We start from the raw sequence: 18,708 nt of genomic DNA, 5'->3' as shown, positions 1-18,708 counted from the left end.
TGGGTCCTGAGGGAACAGGCCCCACGGGTCCGGCGCCGCCGGACGCCCCGCGAACGCGGGTGGTGGGTTCCGGTTTGCTCTGGTGGCCGCCCCGGCCCGGGCGAGGACGCGAGGCGTCTCGTGCGGGTGGGTGTTGGTGCGTAGCTTGAGAACTGTACAGTGGACGCGAGCATCTTTGATCTTTTGTGGTCAAGTTTTTAAGAGCATTCGGTGGATGCCTTGGCACCAGGAGCCGAAGAAGGACGTCGTAGCCTGCGATAAGCCTCGGGGAGCTGGCAAACGAGCTGTGATCCGAGGGTGTCCGAATGGGGGAACCCGGCCGCAGTCATGTGCGGTTACCCGCGCCTGAATATATAGGGCGTGTGGGGGGAACGTGGGGAAGTGAAACATCTCAGTACCCACAGGAAGAGATATTCCGTGAGTAGTGGCGAGCGAAAGCGGATCAGGCTAAACCGGGGGTGTGTGAGAGCCGGCGGGCGTTGCACTCCCGGGGTCGTGGGACCCACTGGCCAGTTCTGCCGGACTGGTGGGGAGTTGACAAAGCTCGGGTGTAGTCGAACGGTCTGGGAAGGCCGGGCACAGTGGGTGAGACCCCCGTAGACGAAACGCCCGGGCCTCCTTGTGGGGATCCCGAGTAGCACGGGGCCCGTGAAATCCCGTGTGAATCTGCCAAGACCACTTGGTAAGCCTAAATACTACCTGGTGACCGATAGCGGACTAGTACCGTGAGGGAAAGGTGAAAAGTACCCCGGGAGGGGAGTGAAATAGTACCTGAAACCGGATGCTTACAATCCGTCGGAGCCTCCCTAGCAGGGGTGACGGCGTGCCTTTTGAAGAATGAGCCTGCGAGTTAGTGGCATGTGGCGAGGTTAACCCGGGTGGGGAAGCCGTAGCGAAAGCGAGTCCGAACAGGGCGTATCAGTCGCGTGCTCTAGACCCGAAGCGGAGTGATCTACCCATGGGCAGGTTGAAGCACGTGTAAGAGCGTGTGGAGGACCGAACCCACTTAGGTTGAAAACTGAGGGGATGACCTGTGGGTAGGGGTGAAAGGCCAATCAAACTCCGTGATAGCTGGTTCTCCCCGAAATGCATTTAGGTGCAGCGTCGTGTGCTTCTTGCCGGAGGTAGAGCTACTGGATGGCCGATGGGCCCTACAAGGTTACTGACGTCAACCAAACTCCGAATGCCGGTAAGTGTGAGCACGGCAGTGAGACTGCGGGGGATAAGCTTCGTAGTCGAGAGGGAAACAGCCCAGATCACCGGCTAAGGCCCCTAAGCGTGTGCTAAGTGGGAAAGGATGTGGAGTTGCCCAGACAACCAGGAGGTTGGCTTAGAAGCAGCCATCCTTGAAAGAGTGCGTAATAGCTCACTGGTCAAGTGATTCCGCGCCGACAATGTAGCGGGGCTCAAGCACACCGCCGAAGCCGTGGCACTCACGCAGACCCACGCCAGTCCTTGAGGCTGGTGCAGGGGCGTGGGTGGGTAGGGGAGCGTCGTGTGGGAGGCGAAGCGCCGGGGTGACCCAGGCGTGGATCCCACACGAGTGAGAATGCAGGCATGAGTAGCGAATGACGGGTGAGAAACCCGTCCGCCGAATGACCAAGGGTTCCAGGGCCAGGTTAATCCGCCCTGGGTAAGTCGGGACCTAAGGCGAGGCCGACAGGCGTAGTCGATGGACAACGGGTTGATATTCCCGTACCGGCGAAGGACCGACCATACCGAGCCCGGTGATGCTAACCACCCAACGGCGGTCATCGTCCCCTTCGGGGGGCACCGGCCGCCCGCGCGTGGGACCCGATCCGGCAGTAGGTAAGCGTGTTAACAGGGGTGACGCAGACAGGTAGCCACCGCGTGCTTAATGGCAATGCACGTCTAAGGATGCAGGGCGGGGTGCAGGCAAATCCGCACCCCATATGAGCCTCAGGTCCGATGGTGACCCCGTATGGGGGAAGCAGGGTGATCCTATGCTGCCGAGAAAAGCCTCGACGCGAGGGACTAGCCGCCCGTACCCGAAACCGACTCAGGTGGTCAGGTAGAGCATACCAAGGCGATCGAGAGAATCGTGGTTAAGGAACTCGGCAAAATGCCCCCGTAACTTCGGGAGAAGGGGGGCCTGAGGGGTGAAGCCACACGCTGGCTAGCCCTTTTGGGCCGCAGAGACCAGGGAGAAGCGACTGTTTACTAAAAACACAGGTCCGTGCGAAGTCGCAAGACGATGTATACGGACTGACGCCTGCCCGGTGCTGGAAGGTTAAGAGGACGGGTCAGCCCATCAGGGCGAAGCTCAGAATTTAAGCCCCAGTAAACGGCGGTGGTAACTATAACCATCCTAAGGTAGCGAAATTCCTTGTCGGGTAAGTTCCGACCTGCACGAATGGCGTAACGACTTCTCCGCTGTCTCGACCGCGAACTCGGCGAAATTGCACTACGAGTAAAGATGCTCGTTACGCGCAGCAGGACGGAAAGACCCCGGGACCTTTACTATAGCTTGGTATTGGTGTTCGGTACGGCTTGTGTAGGATAGGTGGGAGACCGTGAAGCGCCCACGCCAGTGGGGGTGGAGTCGCCGTTGAAATACCACTCTGGTCGTACTGCACATCTAACCTCGGTCCGTGATCCGGACCAGGGACAGTGCCTGGTGGGTAGTTTAACTGGGGCGGTTGCCTCCTAAAATGTAACGGAGGCGCTCAAAGGTTCCCTCAGCCTGGTTGGCAATCAGGTGTCGAGTGCAAGTGCACAAGGGAGCTTGACTGTGAGACTGACGGGTCGAGCAGGGACGAAAGTCGGAACTAGTGATCCGGCGGTGGCTTGTGGAAGCGCCGTCGCTCAACGGATAAAAGGTACCCCGGGGATAACAGGCTGATCTTGCCCAAGAGTCCATATCGACGGCATGGTTTGGCACCTCGATGTCGGCTCGTCGCATCCTGGGGCTGGAGTAGGTCCCAAGGGTTGGGCTGTTCGCCCATTAAAGCGGTACGCGAGCTGGGTTTAGAACGTCGTGAGACAGTTCGGTCCCTATCCGCTGCGCGCGCAGGAAACTTGAGAAGGGCTGTCCCTAGTACGAGAGGACCGGGACGGACGAACCTCTGGTGTGCCAGTTGTTCCGCCAGGAGCACGGCTGGTTGGCTACGTTCGGGAGGGATAACCGCTGAAAGCATCTAAGCGGGAAGCCTGCTTCAAGATGAGGTTTCCACCAGGCTTGTCCTGGGAAGGCCCCCAGCAGACCACTGGGTTGATAGGCCGGACGTGGAAGCGGGGCAACCCGTGGAGCTGACCGGTACTAATGGGCCGACAACTTGCCCACAACAAAAAGCAGCAGAGCACTGCACGCGTCCACTGTACGGTTCCCGAGATACGCCCCACGACCAGCCAACGTGCTGGTCGGGCCGGACATCTCCACAGAGTTACGGCGGTCATAGCGAGGGGGAAACGCCCGGTCCCATTCCGAACCCGGAAGCTAAGCCCCTCAGCGCCGATGGTACTGCACGGGAGACTGTGTGGGAGAGTAGGACACCGCCGAACACCCCTTCCAGAAAGGCCCCGACGCACCCGGTCGGGGCCTTTCTGCATGCCCGGCAAGGGTATTGTCCGCGCATATTTTTTGCCGGGCATTGTTCCCGTGAAACAGTGCAACGCCTGGGCGAGCGGGCTGATCCTGCCGGCGCAGGCACGGCGGAGGGCGTCACGTGGCTCACCGGCGGGCGGGATACGCGACGTCCCGCCGTCGGCCCGGTGACATTACGGACGGAGAGTTTCTCGGCACCGGTAGTCTCCGCGTATGGGCGACCGGGCAGAGGGCCTCGAGGAGCAGTTGGTTGGCGCACCTGCCGCCCCGAAGCCCGTTGCGGCGTCCCTCCCGGCCCGGCCCCCGCCGCCCGCCGCCGCCCGGTCGTCACGACCGTCGGCGTCGCGTCGTGGGGACCGCCAGTCACACCTGAGCGTGCTGCTGCGGCAGCTGCCGTTCTTCGGCGTGATGTTCGTCGTGGGTCTGGTGGTTCTCGCCTATGAGCCCGACTACGTCGACCGTGATCTCTTCTTCGCCGGCATCACGGTGACTCTGGGGGCCTGTGCCCTGACGATCGTGGTGCCGTGGTGGCGCATCGCGACCGGTTGGGCGTCGGTCATCCCATTGGCGGACATCGTTGCCGCGGGGCTCGTCGTCGCCTCCGGATTCAGGGCGAGCCTCTTGCTGGTGCTGCCCGCCCTCTGGCTGTCGACCGTCTACGGGGTGTGGGGCGTCGTCGTAGGTGTCGTCGCCGGGAGCGTCGCCGCATGGGTGCCCGACCTGCTCGAACCGGAGCTCGCCTCGACGGATGTCCAGCGACTCCTGCTGCTGCCCATCGTGCTGATCGCGGTGGGCACCTACCTTTACCTCGGGGAGCGGCGGTCGGTCGCCCGGCGCGACCTGCTGGGGAGTCAGAGCGCACTGCTGGAGGAGACGCTCGAGGACGCCCGGCGTGACCGGCGGCTGCTCGACTCCATCCTCAACACGATCGACGTCGGGGTGGTGGCCCTGGACGGCGACGGCCGGATCACCATCATCAACCGGGCGCACGCCGCGATGGTGCAGGGACGGCTGAGGGTGGGGGACCATGTCTCCGCCCACGGCGGCATCGACGGCTACGGCGCGGACGGCACGACGCCGCTAGGTGTGGACGGCTCGCCGCTGGTTCGGGCCGCGCGGGGCGAGCGCATCGAGCGGGAGCTGACGTGGTGGGACTACGGGCGGGGACGCCGGGTCGCGTTCCGCGTCTCCGCGGCGCAGCTGCGCGGCAGCGCGGACGAACGCGCTGGGGCTGTGGTCGTCTACCAGGACCTCACCGCGGAGATGGCTGCCCTGGCCCAGCGCGAGGACTTCGTCTCCTCGGTGTCGCACGAGCTGCGCACACCGCTGACGTCCGTCCTCGGCTATCTCGAGATGGCCGCCGACGACCCCACCGCCACGGACAGCGTGCGCGGCCATCTGCGGGTCGCCGAGAGGAACGCGGAGCGGCTGCTGCACCTCGTCTCGGACCTGCTCCTGGCAGCCCGCACCCGCGAGGGAGCGGTCGAGCTCGAGCACGAGCTCGTGGATCTGCGCAACGTCGTCGCCGAGGCGGTGCAGAGCCAGCTGCCTGCCGCCTCTGCCGCGAACCTCACGGTCCGCCACGACCTCACCGAACCCTGCCGTGTGCCCGGCGACAGAAGCCGGCTGGGGCAGGTCATCGACAACCTCCTGTCGAACGCGATCAAGTACAGCAGGCAGGGTGGGCAGATCGATATCGAGCTCCGCCCGGAGCCCGGAGCAGCCCGCCTGCGTGTTCGCGACACGGGGATCGGGATCGCACCGGCGGACCAAGAGCAGCTCTTCTCCCGCTTCTACCGAGCGCCCGCGGTGCGGCACGGATCGGTCCAGGGCACCGGGCTGGGACTCCACCTGTCGCGCCAGATCGTCGAGGCCCACGGCGGCACCATCGAGCTCACCTCCGAGCTGGGCGCCGGCACGCAGGTCGAGATCACCCTGCCCATGCCCGCGGTGGACGAGCGTCGGAGGCCCGCATGACCCTGGACGTCCCGACGCTGCTGGTCGTCGCGACCCTGGTGATACTCACGTCCTCCGGGATGTTCCTCGCGGAGGCGCGGGCCGCGGAGGCCGTCGACCGGCTCTGGTCGCTCGCCTTCGTGGCGGCCATCGCGACGGCGCTCGCGTACCTCGGGTCGACGCTCTACCCGGGACTGTGGTGGGCCAACGCCGTCGGCAACGCCGCCAGCGTCCTCGTGGTCTGGACGATGTGGAGCGGCATCCGCGCCTACGACGAGCGCCGGTCACTGATCCACGTCTCTGTCGGCGTCGCCCTCCTGGCGGCGGGCGCCGTCCTGCTGCAGGGCCCTGGCGCCTCGGCGTGGGCGGGGGGATGGGCCGCTCTGGCAGGCACCGCCGCCGGCGCGCTGCTGGCCGGCGCGGCGATCCTGCGCGGTCCGCTGCGCGGCTTCCGGTCCGGCGCCCTCCTCGCCGTCACCCTGCTGGCCGGGGGCGCGTACTACGCGGTCCGGCTGCTGCTCTACGTCGTCGAGGGACCCTACTCACGCGCCTTCGAGACCTACGCGGGCACGGCGGCGACGACGCTGGTCAACGTGCTGCTCGTGAACGGGGCGACCTTCGCCGCCCTCGCGATCCGGACCCGCGACGCGCAGGAGCGCGCCGCGGAGCACCAGAACTTCGACCCGATGACGGGAGCCCGGACCAACCTCTCCTTCGAGCCGCGCACTGTCGCGCAGTTGCGTCGCTCAGCGGAGTCGTGCAGTCCCGCGGCGATGCTCGAGATCGTGCCCGAGGGCGTGGAGGCTCTGGAGACGGCGTTCGGCAGGCCCTACGCCGACGCCGCGCTCGTCACGTGCGGCGAGATCGCGCAGACGCTGCTGCCGCCGCGGGCGATCATGGGGCTGGATCCGGGGAGCGGCCGCTCCTTCCAGGTGCTCGTGCCCGGCTGGGACGAGCACGATGCCGTCGAGTGGGCGACGCAGGTGCGCAAGGAGCTCATCGACACACCCGTGGAGGTGCCGGGCAGCCGGGTGCGGGTGACCGTGAGCACCGGCATCGCGACCGCGCACCGCGGCGGTTACGACCTCGGGGACCTCTGCGACGCCGCTCGAGAGGCGTCGCTTGCGGCCGTTGCTGAAGGTGGGAACCGCGTGAGGGTCTCCACCGAGAAGGCTCACGACACGCACTGAGCGCCGCAGCGCCGCGCCGACCGGCAGGCAGAAGCACCGGGAGAGGCACCGCCCACCGAATGCTGAGCCGATCTTGAGGTGACACGAACGCTCGCTGAGACGGGCGCTGAGGTCCGCCGGTCATTCTCGGAGACGCCGCCGGGCAAGGGCCCGCGCGCCCTCCCACCACGACGAAAGAACGGCCATGTCTCCCAACGGCTCCGCTCAGCACCGCGCATCGTCCAAGAAGGCCACCAAGGGCATCGTCGCCGGCGTTGCCGGCGTCGCGCTCCTGACCGCAGGGGGCGCGTCCTTCGCCACCTGGCAGGACGACTACCTCGCCGAGGGCTCGATCGAGGCGGGCGAGCTGTCTCTGGAGACGGGTGACGCCGCTGGAAGCTGGACACTCAACGGTCGTGAGGTGACGAGCGCGCACATCGCCGCGCTTCGTGTCGTCCCGGGTGACCAGCTTGTCTTCTCGGACACCGTCGTCCTGACCGCCGAGGGCGACAACCTCAAGGCGACCCTGCGGACGTCGCTGGGCAACGTCGGCGAGCTCGCCGATGATGTCAGCACGACGTTCACGGTGCGTGGGACGACCTACACCCAGGCCGGTGCTCTGGTCGAGGAGATCAGCGGGAACGAGGGCACGATGGAGCTTCCCGTGTCCGTCACGATCACCTTCCCCAAGGAGGCCACCGGCGGCCAGGGCGAGATCTTCGACTTCTCCGGCACCGGTCTCCTCCTCCAGCAGACGGCGTAGCGGCGGTTCCCGAGCGCAGCGGACCCGGCGTCGGGCAGCGACAGCCCCGCCGGACGGAGCGGAAGCACGGATGGAAGTGACAGCATGACCAGGCTCGCCGCGCGCGCCCTCGCGGCAGCGGCGCTCGCCGTCGTCCTCCTCAGCGGCAATGCGGGCTCCTACGCCCTGTGGTCCGACGCCAGCACCGGTGCCCGCCTCACGGATCACCGGCGGTGAGCTCGGCCTGGTCCAGCTCCCCACGTCCGTCACGCTCGACCGGCACATCGGCGCCCGCGTGGAGAGCCGGGACGTCACAGGCTCGCTGAGCGCCGAGAGGCTCGTGCCACGGGACGTCCTCACCTTCACCGTGCCGGTCGAGCTCGAGCTCGCGGGTGACAGCCTGACGGCCGTGCTCGCGCTCGACACGAGCCAGATGTTCGGCGCGGATGCCGGCTCCGAGCGGCTGGCGGCCCTCGCGCGTGAGGCGACGACCGTGCAGGTCCGCTGCAGCTGCGACCTCCACCCGGCCGACACACCCGGCTCGGCCGGTGCGTGGGTGGTGTCGGCGGTCCATGACCAGCAGGTGGTGACGGCCACCATCACGACGACGATCCCCGCAGCTCCGGCTGACGGCCGGTGGGGGACCGAGCTCCAGGGCCAGGCACTTCGGGCCGGGACGATCCTGTGGACGCTGACGCAAGAATGAACGACAAGCCCTCCTCCAGCCGACCCAGCGCTCCTCGGCGGGTCGGACGCACGGCACTCCTGGTCGCCGCGGCCGGCGCACTCGCCATCTCGCTGAGCCCGTCGGGCGGCACAGCGGCGGCATGGCGCGCGGAGGTTGCCGTCCCGGTGGCCGCCGTCACGATGGACTCGTTCGACCTCAGGGTCGATCCGGTCGCGACTGGATCCGCGACCGTATCGACGACCGCGACGGCGGCGACAGCGATCTTCAGGCCCGCCGGCGTCGTCGTCACCGACAACGGATCGGACGTGGGGAGTTCCCTCCCCGGGACGGGCATCAGCTACTCGGCGGCGAAGAACGGCTCTTGCACCGCCCCGTCGGCCACCTGGTCGGTGGCCACGGACGAGCAGGGCCTGGAGATCCGCCCGCAGAGAGGCACACAGGGGGTGGGACTCGCCCCGCGCGAGGCCGCGACCTTGTGTCTGCACATGACGCCGGGCGACGAGCTGCAGCGGTCCTACGGCGGAAAGACGTTGACCGTGGAGACGACGCTGGCTGCCGTCACGCCCGCCCCGGCCACCTGGACGGCCAGCACCACCTGGGTGGTGGAGTACCAGGTTCCGCGACAGCCGGAGCCCGAGCCTGCGCCAGTGGTCAGGCCCCCGAGCCCGCGCGGGTGCGTCATCACCACAGCCAACGAGAAGGTCGCGGCCGTGTCGTGGACCTGGAGCGGCGAGGCGGCGCCCGTCGCGTGGGACCTGCTGCGGTGGGACGGGAGTGCCTGGGTGTCGATCGACAAGTTCGCCGACCCGGTCGGAAAGGACCTCGAGTGGCCGGCGGGGCACACCCTGCCCGCGGAGGCGCGCTCCGCCACCATCCGTCCGGGCACGTTCGACGGCGCGATCGCCCACGTCAAGGTTCGCGCCTACACCGACGGGGGCACGTACAACGACAGCGCCGAGGTGTTCACCTTCGTCGGGGACAACGGCGCGTCGGGACACGTGGAGTGCGGCGGCGTGGTCGCCGATCCGCATCCCGGTGGAGGGACGAAGTGATGCGCTCGATCACCCGACGCCTGGGCAACGCCGTCCTGTGGCTGGTGCTCGCCGGGGTGCTCCTGCTCGCCGTCGCCCTCATCGCCGTCCCCCGGCTCACCGGCTGGGTGCCGCTGACGGTGCTGACCGGGTCGATGGAGCCGACGGTCCCCACCGGGAGCCAGGTGGTGGTGGAGACCGTCGACGGGGAGGCCGACGCGGCCCGGCTCGTCGTCGGTGACGTGATCACGTTCATGCCGTACCCCGACGATCCGACACTCGTCACCCACCGCATCGTCACGAAGTCCCAGGGGGCGGACGGGAGCGTCTGGTTCACCACGCAGGGCGACGCCAACGACGCGGTCGATGCCTGGACACTCACGGCCACGCAGATCCGTGGCGTGATGCGGTACCACGTGCCGTACGCCGGCTACGCGGCCACCGCGCTCACGGGCTCGCAGAAGGACGTCGGCGTGACGGTGGCCGCTGCGGCGCTGTTCGCGTATGCCGCGGTCCAGCTCGGAGGCGCCCTCCGTGCACGGCGTCCCGGGCCGAGCGTCCCCCTGACCGCCGGAGCGGGCGCTGTGGCTCAGGGGGCTGCCCACCTGAGCGACATCGCTCGTACTCCCGTCACTGCTCGGCCGACTCTCACGGTGGCCGTGCGGAGCCGGGTCGTCCACGAGCCCGCCCCGGTGGCTCCTGGAGGCGGGCACCACCAGGAGTCTCGACACGTCGACCGTGGCGCGGCGTGAGGCAACCACCCGGGCCCGCCAGCCGCCGGAGAGGCCGAGCTCAGCATGACGGCGTCAGCCGGTAGCCCACGCCTCTGACCGTCTCGATGAGGCGGGGCCGGGTCGCGTCCTCGCCGAGCTTGCGGCGCAGGTTCGCCACGTGCACCTCCACCGAGCGCTTGTCGGCGTCGCTGACATCCGCGCCGGTGGAGAACTCCTCGTTCCACAGCGCCCTGACGAGCTCAGCCTTGGTGAGGACGCGGTGCGGCTCGCAGAGCAAGGCGGCGAGCAGCTCGAACTCGCTCCGCGTCAGGCGGACCGGCATCCCGTCGAGGTCGACGAGGCGGGCGTCGACGTCCATCTGCAGGCCGTTGTGCGCGAGCATTCTGACCGCCGCCCTGGTGGGCCCCGCCACGTCCGCCGGGCCCTCAGCACCGGTGACCAGGCGCGGACGGCGCAGCATCGCCGAGATGCGCGCGCGCAGCTCTCGCGGCCGGAACGGCTTGGTGATGTAGTCGTCCGCGCCCGCCTCCAGCCCCATGAGGGTGTCGATCTCCTCGGCGCGGGCAGTGAGCATCACGATGTACGTCGGCGAGAAGGTGCGGACGCGGCGGGCGACCTCGAAGCCGTCGATGTCCGGCAGCGAGACGTCCAGCGTGGTCACCGAGGGCGCGTGCTCCCGGACGAGGGCAACGTCGGCGGTGCCGGTGCCGGTGGCGTGCACCTCGAACCCGCCCTGCCCCAGGACGGTCACCAGGAGCTCACGGATGTCCTCGTCGTCCTCGATGACGACGGCCGTGCGGCGCTCGCCGAGCTCGCTCATGCCCAAAAGATAAGGGCTCCGTCCGCATAACGGCGGACCGACGGCCGTACGGCGGTCCAACGGGTGGGGCCATCAGCCCCCACCGTGCGCCTGCACAACTCACCCCGCACTCACCCCCTGTCGCGGTTTTTTTGGAGTGGTGTGCCTCTGAATCATCCGGCGATCACCCGTCCTCACCCCCATCGCCGCGAGGAGCGGGTGGTGGGCTGTGCCCGTCAGCCAAATCCAGGACGGCGCCGTCGCCGGGCGCCGTGCCCGCTCAGCAGGAGGGATGCGCCCATGGACGCAATCGTCGACAGCGCCGTGGTGCGTGCCCTGAACGAAGAGCTCGGAGCGGAGCGGGCAGGCGCGTTGGGAGCAAGCTATCTCGCCACCCTCGAGGAACGGGTGTACCACCTGCGCGCCGCCCTCGCGGCGTTCGACTCCAACCGCGCGGTCATCGCGCTGCGCGGGCTGCGCAGTGCCAGCGAGCTGGTCGGCGCCCGCGCGCTGGCGACGGCGGTGGCGGAGATCGAGCCGGCGGTACGCGCCGGGCGCTATGCGCCCGCTCGCTCCGCGCTGCCCGAGATCATGCAGCTCGCGGCGGCGACCACGCGTGAGCTGAGCGACCTGCTCAACGCCTCCACGCGAGACGGTAGCCGACTCCGCGCACCGTCTCGATGAACCGTGGGTCGCTCGCGTCGTCGGAGAGCTTGCGCCGCAGGTTGGCGATGTGGACCTCGACGGTGCGCCGTTCCGCGTCGCCCAGCGCGGAGCTCGTCGCGACGCCCTCGCCCCAGAGGTGACGGCTCAGCTCGGCCTTGCTGACGACACGCCGGGGCGAGCCGAGGAGGGCGGCGAGCAGGCTGAACTCGCTCGGCGTCAGGTGGAGCTCTGCGCCGTCGAGCACCGCCCGGTGGGCCGCGACGTGCAGCTGGAGCCCCCGGTGCGTGAGCACGGCGGGCCCCGGCACGGCTGAGGGGTGGGGCGCGGGCGCCACCACGCTGGTCGCCACGCCGCCGACGTCCGACGCGCCTGGGACATCGGCCGCGACCGCCGCGGGCGTCGCCCTTGCGCGTCTGGGGCTGGGTGCCGCGGGCGCGCCCGCGACGGTGCCGGCCGCGACGGCGGTCGTGGCCGAGGGGGCGGCGACGGGCAAGAAGGGCGGCCCCGGGGGCGCGGCACCGGCGGGTGCGGCCGGAACCAGGTGCCGCGGGCGGCGCAGCATGGCCTCGACCCGTGCCCGCAGCTCGCGCGCGCGGAACGGCTTGGTCATGTAGTCGTCCGCGCCCAGCTCGAGACCCATGAGGGCGTCGATCTCCTCGGTGTGCGAGGTGAGCATGACGAGGTACGTCACCGAGAAGGTCCGGAGGCGGCGGGCCACCTCGAAGCCGTCGATGTCCGGCAACGAGAGGTCCAGCGTCGTCACGAGGGGGTCGTGCTCGCGGACCAGCTCGACGCCGGCGCTCCCGGTCGGCGCCGCGTGCACCGTGAAACCGGCCTGGCCCAGCACGGACCCGAGCAGCCCGCGGATGTCGTCATCGTCCTCGATGACGACGGCGGTGCGGTCCTCGCATATCTCGTCCATCGACGCGGGACACTACTCCAGCCAGGGGCGAATTACCGCCATTTCAACGCGCTGACCTGCAGCGACGTGCGGACCTGAATTGTTGCGCAGCGCGGACTCGGCACGCCGCCGAATCGCCCGGCTCCGTCCTCGCCGCCACCCTCCACTGAGACTTCCCCTTTGCTCGCGGCCACGGCGACCCGTTGCGCCGAGCCCGGCGCGTGTGCGCCGTAAAATCGGCGGAATGCCGCCACCCTCCCGCCGTGAGACCGACGTTGGCCCCATGTTCCCGTTCCGGACCGTCGTTCTCGCGGCCCTCGTGCCCTCGCTGGTCTTCGAGATCGGCGTGGGGGCGATGCTGCCGATCATCGCGCCCACGGCGGTGGGGCTGGGCGCCAGCCTGGCCGTCGCCGGCGTCGTGGCCGCGCTCCTGCCGCTCGGGCAGATCCTGGCTGACCTGCCGGCCGGTGCCCTGGCGGCCCGGGTGGGGGACCGCCGGGCGATGATCATGGCCGGCGGCGTGGCCGCCCTGGCCTTCGCCGGTGCCGCCGCGGCGGACGACCTCGCCCTGCTCGCGGTCGCCGTCCTCGCCACGGGCGCTGCCTCCGCCGTCTTCAACCTCGCCCGGCACTCCTACCTCACCGAGGTGACGCCGCCGCTGCGGCGGGCCCGCGTCCTGTCCACCCTGGCCGGCGTCCACCGCATCGGCCAGTTCCTCGGTCCGTTCGTCGGCGCTGCCGTGATCCACGGCGGGAGCGTGCGCGGTGCCTACCTGCTGGGTGTCGGCACCGCGGCGGCCGCCACGGTGACCGTGATGCTCTCGCGGGACGGCACCGGCGGGACCGACGGCACCGTGCGGGAACGGCGCGCCGCCCGGCGGGCCGCGCGCAAGGCGAGCCCGGGCCCCTCCATGGCCCAGGTGCTGCGCGAGCACCGGCGCCTTCTCACCTCCCTCGGCATCGCCGTGCTGCTCGTGGGGGCCGTGCGCGGCGCACGCCAGACCGTCCTGCCCCTGTGGGGCGAGCACCTGGACCTCGACCCGGCGGTCACCTCGGTCATCTTCGGCGTCGCCGGGGCGGTGGACATGCTGCTGTTCTACCCGGCGGGCAAGGTGATGGACCGGCTGGGCCGGCTGTGGATCGGCATCCCGTCGATGCTCGTGATGGGGGCGGCGCTGGTGCTGCTGCCGCTGACCAGCACCGTGGGGGGCATGGCGGTGGTCGCGGCCGTCCTCGGGCTCGGCAACGGCATGAGCTCCGGCATCCTCATGACGCTCGGTGCCGACGTCTCGCCGCGCGAGGGGCGCGCGCGGTTCCTCGGCATGTGGCGCGTGCTGCAGGACAGCGGCGGGGCGCTGGGGCCGCTCGTGGTCTCCGCCGGCGCGGCGCTCGGCTCGCTCGCGGCCGGCATCTGGGTGGCCGCGGTCTCCGGGTTCGCCGCCGCGGGCGCCCTCGCCCGCTGGGTGCCCCGCTGGTCGGTGCACGCGAGCAGGCGCACCCGGCGGCGGGCTGGGCTGATCCCGTGAGCGACGGTGGCGCGCGCGTGCGGGACGGGTTCTTCGCACGGGAGGGGGCGGCGTGCCTTCCTACCGGGTGACCGTCCCGGTCGGGAACCTGCGCGCCGGCGTCGCGCCGGAGGGCGTGCTGCCCGCGGCGGCCGACGCGGCGGGCGCGCTCATGACGGTGGAGGCCCGGGACGTCGCGATCGTGCGGGGAGAAGCCCTGGTGCGGGTGCGTTTCGCGGCCGACGACGACGGCGACGCCGACCACGTGGCCGCCCGGGTCACGGCTGCCGTCCGCCGGCGCGCGACGGCCGGTCAGGCGCGGCTGGAGTGCCGCGCCGGCAGCCGCTGGCGGCGTGTGCGCTGACCCGGGCGCATCCCGGCGGCGCGCGTTCAGCCGGATCTATCCTGGCGGCTGGTGCGCGACCACGATTCTTCTCCCCCGACGCGCGTGCCGGGGGAGGAGAAGGGTCGGGGCCGCGCCCTTGCGGACGCGGCCCCGGGCGGGCGCAGGCGGTATCAGCCCACGGCGTCGAGCGCGTCGACGATGCCCTCGCCGTAGTAGCTGTTGTCGTCGGTCGTGCCCACGCACGCGGCACCGCGCGTGGTGGTGGTGCACTCGTGGTCGTCGGCCTGCTCACGCAGCATGGTCACGATCTGCGCGGGCGTGGCCTCGGGATGGGCCGACTTCAGGAGCGCCGCCACGCCGGCGACGTGGGGGGAGGCCATCGAGGTGCCGCTCATCCTGGCGTAGGCGCCGCCCGTGTACGTGGACAGGATGGAGGAGCCCGGGGCGGCGACGTCGATGACGCCGAGGCCGCGGTTGGAGAACGAGGACAGCTGCTCGGTCTGGGTGGTGGAGGAGACGGTGACCACGCCGGGAAGCTCCGTCGGCAGGTCGTGGCAGCCGCTGTTGATCACGCGGTCGACGGCGGTGGAGTCGTTCGGGCTGGAGGCGTTGGTCGTCTTGTTGGCCAGGTCGTAGGCGCTGTTGCCGGCCGCCGCCACGCTGACGACGCCCTTCTTCTCCGAGTACGCGACGGCCCGGCGGACGGCCTCCTTGGCGGGGGCCTGCTCGGGCTGGTCGTCGCACCAGAACTCGAAGGGGTCGACGTAGTAGCTGTTGTTGGTCACGTCCATGCCGTGCTCGGCGGCCCACACGAAGCCGCAGATGGCGTACTCGGGGTAGATGTACCCGTCGTCGTTGACCACTTTGACGGAGGCGATCTCCACGTTGGGGGCGACGCCGACGATGCCGACGCCGTTGCGCGCCGCGGCGATGGTGCCGGCGACGTGGGTGCCGTGGGCGCTGGTGGTGGGCTCGGAGGCGCCCGGGGTGGTGTCCGGCCGGCCCCCGTCCACGCAGCTGACCGAGGTGTCGAGGTCGAGGTTGGGCGCCAGGTCGGGGTGGGTCGACTCCACGCCGCTGTCGAGGACGCCGACCAGGACGCTGCGGGCGCCGTCGGTGATGGCGTGGGCGTCGTCGGCGTTGATCTGCGCCATGTTCCACTGCTCCGCCTCGCGGGGGTCGGCAGCGGGCGCGACGTCGAAGACCTCCCCGGGGGAGAAGCCGCCCAGCTGCGGCTGGCCCTGCGCCTTCTTGTACTCCGCGGCGCCCCGCGAACCCGGGGCGGGCGGGGCATCGCCGATCTCCGGGGTGCCCTCGGAGACCGGGGCGGTGCGGGTCGTGCCGACGGAGTGCACGGCGTTGCCCCCGGCCGCCACGACGTCGGAGCCGAAGGAGCCGTTGGTGGAGTGCGCGACGACGACCCCGATCTGCGGCCAGGACTGCACGACGACGCCCTCGGCGTCGCGCACGGCCGCCTCCACGAGGCGGGTCTGTCCCGGCGTCGCCGCCTTGGCGTTGACGACATAGCTCATGAGCACGCCGTCCGGCGTGGCCACGGGCACGGGCGTGGACGCGGGCTCGTCGAGCGGCGCCGCCGCAGCGGGGCCGGCGAAGAACGAGGCGGTGAGCAGGCACGTGGCCGCGGCGCCGAGCGCGCCCAGGCGGCGATGAGCCGATCGATGAGACAAGAGATTCCCCCGGATAGAAAACGGTCGTCTCCGCACCACAATGTGCGGGTGCCGAGGAGTGTAACGGACGCCACATTCCGACCATATTGCGGGGCGGCGACGCCGGAGGGCCGGGCGGGGAGCCCGGCCCTCCGGTGGTTGTCGCGCTCCGGCCTCGCAGCTGGCGCCCGTCAGCCGACGAGCACGCTGATGAGCATGACCATCGCCAGGCCGACGATGGAGTTGCACAGCTCGAGCAGACCCCAGGTCTTCAGCGTGTCCTTGACCGAGGGGTCGAAATAGCCCTTGAACAGCCAGAACGACGCGTCGTTGACGTGGGTGAGGGTGTTGGACCCGGCGGCGGTGGCAAGCACGAGCAGCGCCGGGTCGACACCGACGAGCTGGCCGGTGGCCGGGTCCATGAGGGCGGCAGCGATGATGCCGGCGGCAGTCATGGCCGAGACCACGCCCTGGCCGGTGGCCAGGCGGATGAGCACCGTGATCAGCCACGCCATGATGTACGGCGAGATGGACGTGGCGCTCGTCAGCGAGCCGATGTAGTCGCCGATGCCGGTGTCGATGATGACCTGCTTGAGCGCGCCGCCCGCGCCGATGATCAGCACGACCATGGCGATGGCCTTGACGCCCTCGGCGAAGCCGTTCATGGCGCCGGCGACGCCGCGGCCGGGGCGGATGGCGAAGAAGTAGAAAGCCGCGAACATGGCCACCGTGACGGCCACGGGCGAGGAACCGAAGAAGTTCACCCACTGGTGAGCGGTGGTGCCCTCGGTGAGCCAGACGTTGGCGATGGTCGCCGCGATCATGAGGATCGCCGGGATGAGCGGGACGAAGATCGAGATGCCGAAGGAGGGCATGTGCCGCTCCCCTGTGCCGCTCCTCACAGGGGGTAGGGACCGGTCAGTCCGACAGCGCGCGCGTCCTCAGGCGGAGGGCCGGTCCGCTGGGGATGCCGGGGAGGATGCGGCACGGCGGCGCGCCCGGAACTCGTGGACGTAGCCCCAGGCGATCGCCAGGGCCCCCATCGCCAGCCCCGCGAAGCACACGTCCAGCAGGTCTGCGCGCACCCGGCCCTGTGCCACCAGGACCGCGACGACCACGGTGGCCACCGCCCAGACCAGCGTGCCGGTGACCGTCAGCGTCACGGCGTTGACCTTCGCCGGCGGCGGGGCGGGCCGCCGCTCGAACAGGTGGATGTTGGGCATGTCCCGATCGTAGGGCCGCGGCCCGCGCGCCCGTTGCTGGACGTCCGAGCATCGGGACCGGCGCGTGTGAGACGATTCCCCAACGTGAGCAACGCTGCGCCGAGCGCGCCCCCCACGTCCCGAAGCGGCCTAGACCGCTTCTTCCGCCTCACCGAGCGTGGCTCGACGGTCGGCGCGGAGGTCCGCGGCGGCCTCGCCACCTTCTTCGCGATGGCCTACATCCTCGTGGTCAACGCCGGGATCCTCTCCATGCCGGACTCCACCGGGGGCTTCCTCGGCGGCGGCGACCAGGCCAACGCGGCCGCCATCGCGGCGGCCACCGCACTCGTCGCAGGCCTCACGACGATCCTCATGGGGGCGGCCGCGAACTACCCCCTCGCGCTGGCCGCCGGCATGGGTATCAACGCCCTGCTGGCCTTCACCGTCGTCCAGATCCCCGGCATGACGTGGGCGGACGGCATGGGCCTGGTGGTGCTCGAGGGCCTCGTCATCCTCGTCCTCGTCCTTACCGGCCTGCGCGAGGCCGTCTTCAAGGCCGTGCCGCACGTCCTGAAGGTTGCGATCTCCGTGGGGATCGGCCTGTTCATCGCGCTCGTCGGCCTGGTCAACGCCGGCATCGTGCGCCCGGGGGGCACGCCGCTGCAGCTGGGCATCAACGGTTCGCTGGCCGGTTGGCCTGCGCTCGTCTTCGTCGTCGGCCTCCTGCTCACCGCCGTGCTCATGGTGCGCAAGGTCCGCGGCGCCATCCTCATCGGCATCGTCGCCTCCTCCGTGCTCGCCGCGATCATCGAGGCAGTGGCGAACGTGGGCACCAGAAGCGAGGACAATCCGGCCGGCTGGGCGCTGAGCGCGCCCGCGCTGACCGGCTCGCCTGTCCAGCTGCCCGACTTCAGCACGCTGGGGCAGTTCTCCCTCTTCGGCGCGTTCGAGAAGCTCGGGCCGATCGCCGCCATCCTGCTGATCTTCTCCATCATGCTCGCGGACTTCTTCGACACGATGGGCACCATGGTCGCCATCGGCGCCGAGGCTGATCTGCTGGACGAGGACGGCAACCCCCCGCACACCCGCCGCATCCTCGTGGTCGACTCCATCGCCGCCGCCGCCGGTGGCGCCGCGGGTGTCTCCTCCAACACCAGCTACATCGAGTCCGCGACCGGCGTCGGCTCCGGCGCGCGGACCGGCCTCGCCGCGATCGTCACCGGCGTCGCCTTCCTCGTGGCCATGTTGTTCTCGCCGCTCGTGGCGTTCGTCCCGTTCGAGGCCGCCAGCCCGGCCCTGGTCATCGTCGGGTTCCTCATGATCATGCAGGTCACGGAGATCCCGTGGCGCGACGCCGCCATCGCCATCCCCGCGTTCCTGACCATCGTGATGATGCCGTTCGCCTACTCGATCACGGCCGGCATCGGCGCGGGCTTCATCGCCTACGTGGTGGTCATGGCGGCGCGCAAGGGCGGGGCCCGGCAGGTGCACTGGCTGATGTGGGTCGTCTCGGCCCTGTTCGTCGTCTACTTCGCCCTCGGCCCGATCCAGGCCGCGCTGGGCATCTGACCCGACCGATCCTGAGGGCCCCGTCTGCCGGCTGCGGCAGGCGGGGCCCTTCCGTTCCCGGCTACTCACCGTCCCGGCCGGGGCGCCCGCGTCGCCCGGCCTCGACGGACGCCTCGCCGCCGCGTGGCGTCAGCGGTGTGCACGGGCGCGCCAGGGTCGGCACCGCCGC

General features: G+C 70.0%; 16 protein-coding genes, 2 rRNA genes and 1 pseudogene. 13 read left to right on the top strand and 6 right to left on the bottom strand.

The window, feature by feature from the left end; all coding sequences use genetic code 11:
• The first annotated feature begins 187 nt into the window (after positions 1-187).
• From ACF0H8_RS20080 to ACF0H8_RS20040, 9 genes are all read left to right on the top strand, one after another.
• Positions 188-3,304, top strand: a 23S ribosomal RNA gene (locus tag ACF0H8_RS20080).
• Positions 3,305-3,405: 101 nt separating this feature from the next.
• Positions 3,406-3,522 (top strand): 5S ribosomal RNA (gene rrf / locus ACF0H8_RS20075).
• 418 nt (positions 3,523-3,940) lie between these two features.
• A complete protein-coding gene (locus ACF0H8_RS20070) occupies positions 3,941-5,542 on the top strand; it encodes a sensor histidine kinase (RefSeq protein ID WP_395290607.1) in 1,602 nt (533 codons plus the stop codon).
• Positions 5,539-6,711: a GGDEF domain-containing protein gene (locus ACF0H8_RS20065; RefSeq protein ID WP_395290606.1), complete on the top strand. Its 1,173-nt coding sequence runs from the start codon at positions 5,539-5,541 to the stop codon at positions 6,709-6,711. The genes ACF0H8_RS20070 and ACF0H8_RS20065 overlap by 4 nt, the downstream gene beginning before the upstream one ends.
• Before the next feature lie 184 nt (positions 6,712-6,895).
• Positions 6,896-7,453 carry an alternate-type signal peptide domain-containing protein gene (locus ACF0H8_RS20060; protein ID WP_395290605.1) on the top strand — a complete coding sequence of 186 codons (558 nt, stop codon included), beginning with the start codon at positions 6,896-6,898 and terminating at the stop codon, positions 7,451-7,453.
• 84 nt (positions 7,454-7,537) lie between these two features.
• On the top strand, positions 7,538-7,669 hold the full coding sequence (locus ACF0H8_RS20055) for a hypothetical protein (protein WP_395290604.1): 132 nt from the start codon (positions 7,538-7,540) through the stop codon (positions 7,667-7,669).
• Positions 7,641-8,138 (top strand): hypothetical protein, encoded by a 498-nt coding sequence (locus tag ACF0H8_RS20050; RefSeq protein WP_395290603.1) that lies wholly within the window; start codon positions 7,641-7,643, stop codon positions 8,136-8,138. The genes ACF0H8_RS20055 and ACF0H8_RS20050 overlap by 29 nt, the downstream gene beginning before the upstream one ends.
• Complete coding sequence (locus ACF0H8_RS20045) at positions 8,135-9,172, top strand: hypothetical protein (protein WP_395290602.1); 1,038 nt, start codon at positions 8,135-8,137, stop codon at positions 9,170-9,172. The genes ACF0H8_RS20050 and ACF0H8_RS20045 overlap by 4 nt, the downstream gene beginning before the upstream one ends.
• Positions 9,172-9,903 (top strand): signal peptidase I, encoded by a 732-nt coding sequence (locus ACF0H8_RS20040; protein WP_395290601.1) that lies wholly within the window; start codon positions 9,172-9,174, stop codon positions 9,901-9,903. The genes ACF0H8_RS20045 and ACF0H8_RS20040 overlap by 1 nt, the downstream gene beginning before the upstream one ends.
• 40 nt (positions 9,904-9,943) lie before the next feature.
• Here ACF0H8_RS20040 and ACF0H8_RS20035 read toward each other — a convergent pair whose 3' ends face one another.
• Positions 9,944-10,705 carry a response regulator transcription factor gene (locus ACF0H8_RS20035; protein ID WP_395290600.1) on the bottom strand — a complete coding sequence of 254 codons (762 nt, stop codon included), beginning with the start codon at positions 10,703-10,705 and terminating at the stop codon, positions 9,944-9,946.
• 279 nt (positions 10,706-10,984) lie between these two features.
• On the opposite strand from ACF0H8_RS20035, the gene ACF0H8_RS20030 reads away from it, so the two are divergent.
• Positions 10,985-11,368: a hypothetical protein gene (locus ACF0H8_RS20030; protein WP_395290599.1), complete on the top strand. Its 384-nt coding sequence runs from the start codon at positions 10,985-10,987 to the stop codon at positions 11,366-11,368.
• Here ACF0H8_RS20030 and ACF0H8_RS20025 read toward each other — a convergent pair.
• Both ACF0H8_RS20025 and ACF0H8_RS20020 read right to left on the bottom strand, forming a co-directional pair.
• Positions 11,319-11,912 carry a winged helix-turn-helix domain-containing protein gene (locus ACF0H8_RS20025; protein ID WP_395290940.1) on the bottom strand — a complete coding sequence of 198 codons (594 nt, stop codon included), beginning with the start codon at positions 11,910-11,912 and terminating at the stop codon, positions 11,319-11,321. The two genes, ACF0H8_RS20030 and ACF0H8_RS20025, sit on opposite strands and share 50 nt — an antisense overlap.
• Positions 11,901-12,272 (bottom strand): annotated as a pseudogene (locus ACF0H8_RS20020) (response regulator transcription factor); the annotation flags it as partial. The pseudogene ACF0H8_RS20020 and the gene ACF0H8_RS20025, both read right to left, overlap by 12 nt.
• Before the next feature lie 262 nt (positions 12,273-12,534).
• On the opposite strand from ACF0H8_RS20020, the gene ACF0H8_RS20015 reads away from it, so the two are divergent.
• Both ACF0H8_RS20015 and ACF0H8_RS20010 read left to right on the top strand, forming a co-directional pair.
• Complete coding sequence (locus ACF0H8_RS20015; RefSeq protein ID WP_395290598.1) at positions 12,535-13,776, top strand: MFS transporter; 1,242 nt, start codon at positions 12,535-12,537, stop codon at positions 13,774-13,776.
• Positions 13,777-13,828: 52 nt separating this feature from the next.
• Complete coding sequence (locus ACF0H8_RS20010) at positions 13,829-14,119, top strand: hypothetical protein (RefSeq protein WP_395290597.1); 291 nt, start codon at positions 13,829-13,831, stop codon at positions 14,117-14,119.
• A 152-nt stretch (positions 14,120-14,271) separates the two neighbouring features.
• Here the strand turns inward: ACF0H8_RS20010 and ACF0H8_RS20005 are convergent, their stop codons facing one another.
• The 3 genes from ACF0H8_RS20005 to ACF0H8_RS19995 all read right to left on the bottom strand — a co-directional run bounded on the left by ACF0H8_RS20005 (position 14,272) and on the right by ACF0H8_RS19995 (position 16,991).
• Positions 14,272-15,789: a S8 family peptidase gene (locus ACF0H8_RS20005; protein WP_395290596.1), complete on the bottom strand. Its 1,518-nt coding sequence runs from the start codon at positions 15,787-15,789 to the stop codon at positions 14,272-14,274.
• A gap of 170 nt (positions 15,790-15,959) precedes the next feature.
• The gene (locus tag ACF0H8_RS20000) at positions 15,960-16,643 is read right to left on the bottom strand and encodes a hypothetical protein (protein WP_395290595.1); all 684 of its coding nucleotides are present in this window, start codon (positions 16,641-16,643) and stop codon (positions 15,960-15,962) included.
• 66 nt (positions 16,644-16,709) lie between these two features.
• Positions 16,710-16,991: a DUF2530 domain-containing protein gene (locus ACF0H8_RS19995; protein ID WP_395290594.1), complete on the bottom strand. Its 282-nt coding sequence runs from the start codon at positions 16,989-16,991 to the stop codon at positions 16,710-16,712.
• Positions 16,992-17,075: 84 nt separating this feature from the next.
• On the opposite strand from ACF0H8_RS19995, the gene ACF0H8_RS19990 reads away from it, so the two are divergent.
• Positions 17,076-18,539 (top strand): NCS2 family permease, encoded by a 1,464-nt coding sequence (locus ACF0H8_RS19990; protein ID WP_395290593.1) that lies wholly within the window; start codon positions 17,076-17,078, stop codon positions 18,537-18,539.
• Positions 18,540-18,708: the final 169 nt, after the last annotated feature.

It is taken from the genome of Georgenia sp. AZ-5 (assembly GCF_043952095.1).
Taxonomy (GTDB): Bacteria; Actinomycetota; Actinomycetes; order Actinomycetales; family Actinomycetaceae; genus Georgenia.
This window is presented reverse-complemented; position numbering and strand designations above follow the sequence as displayed.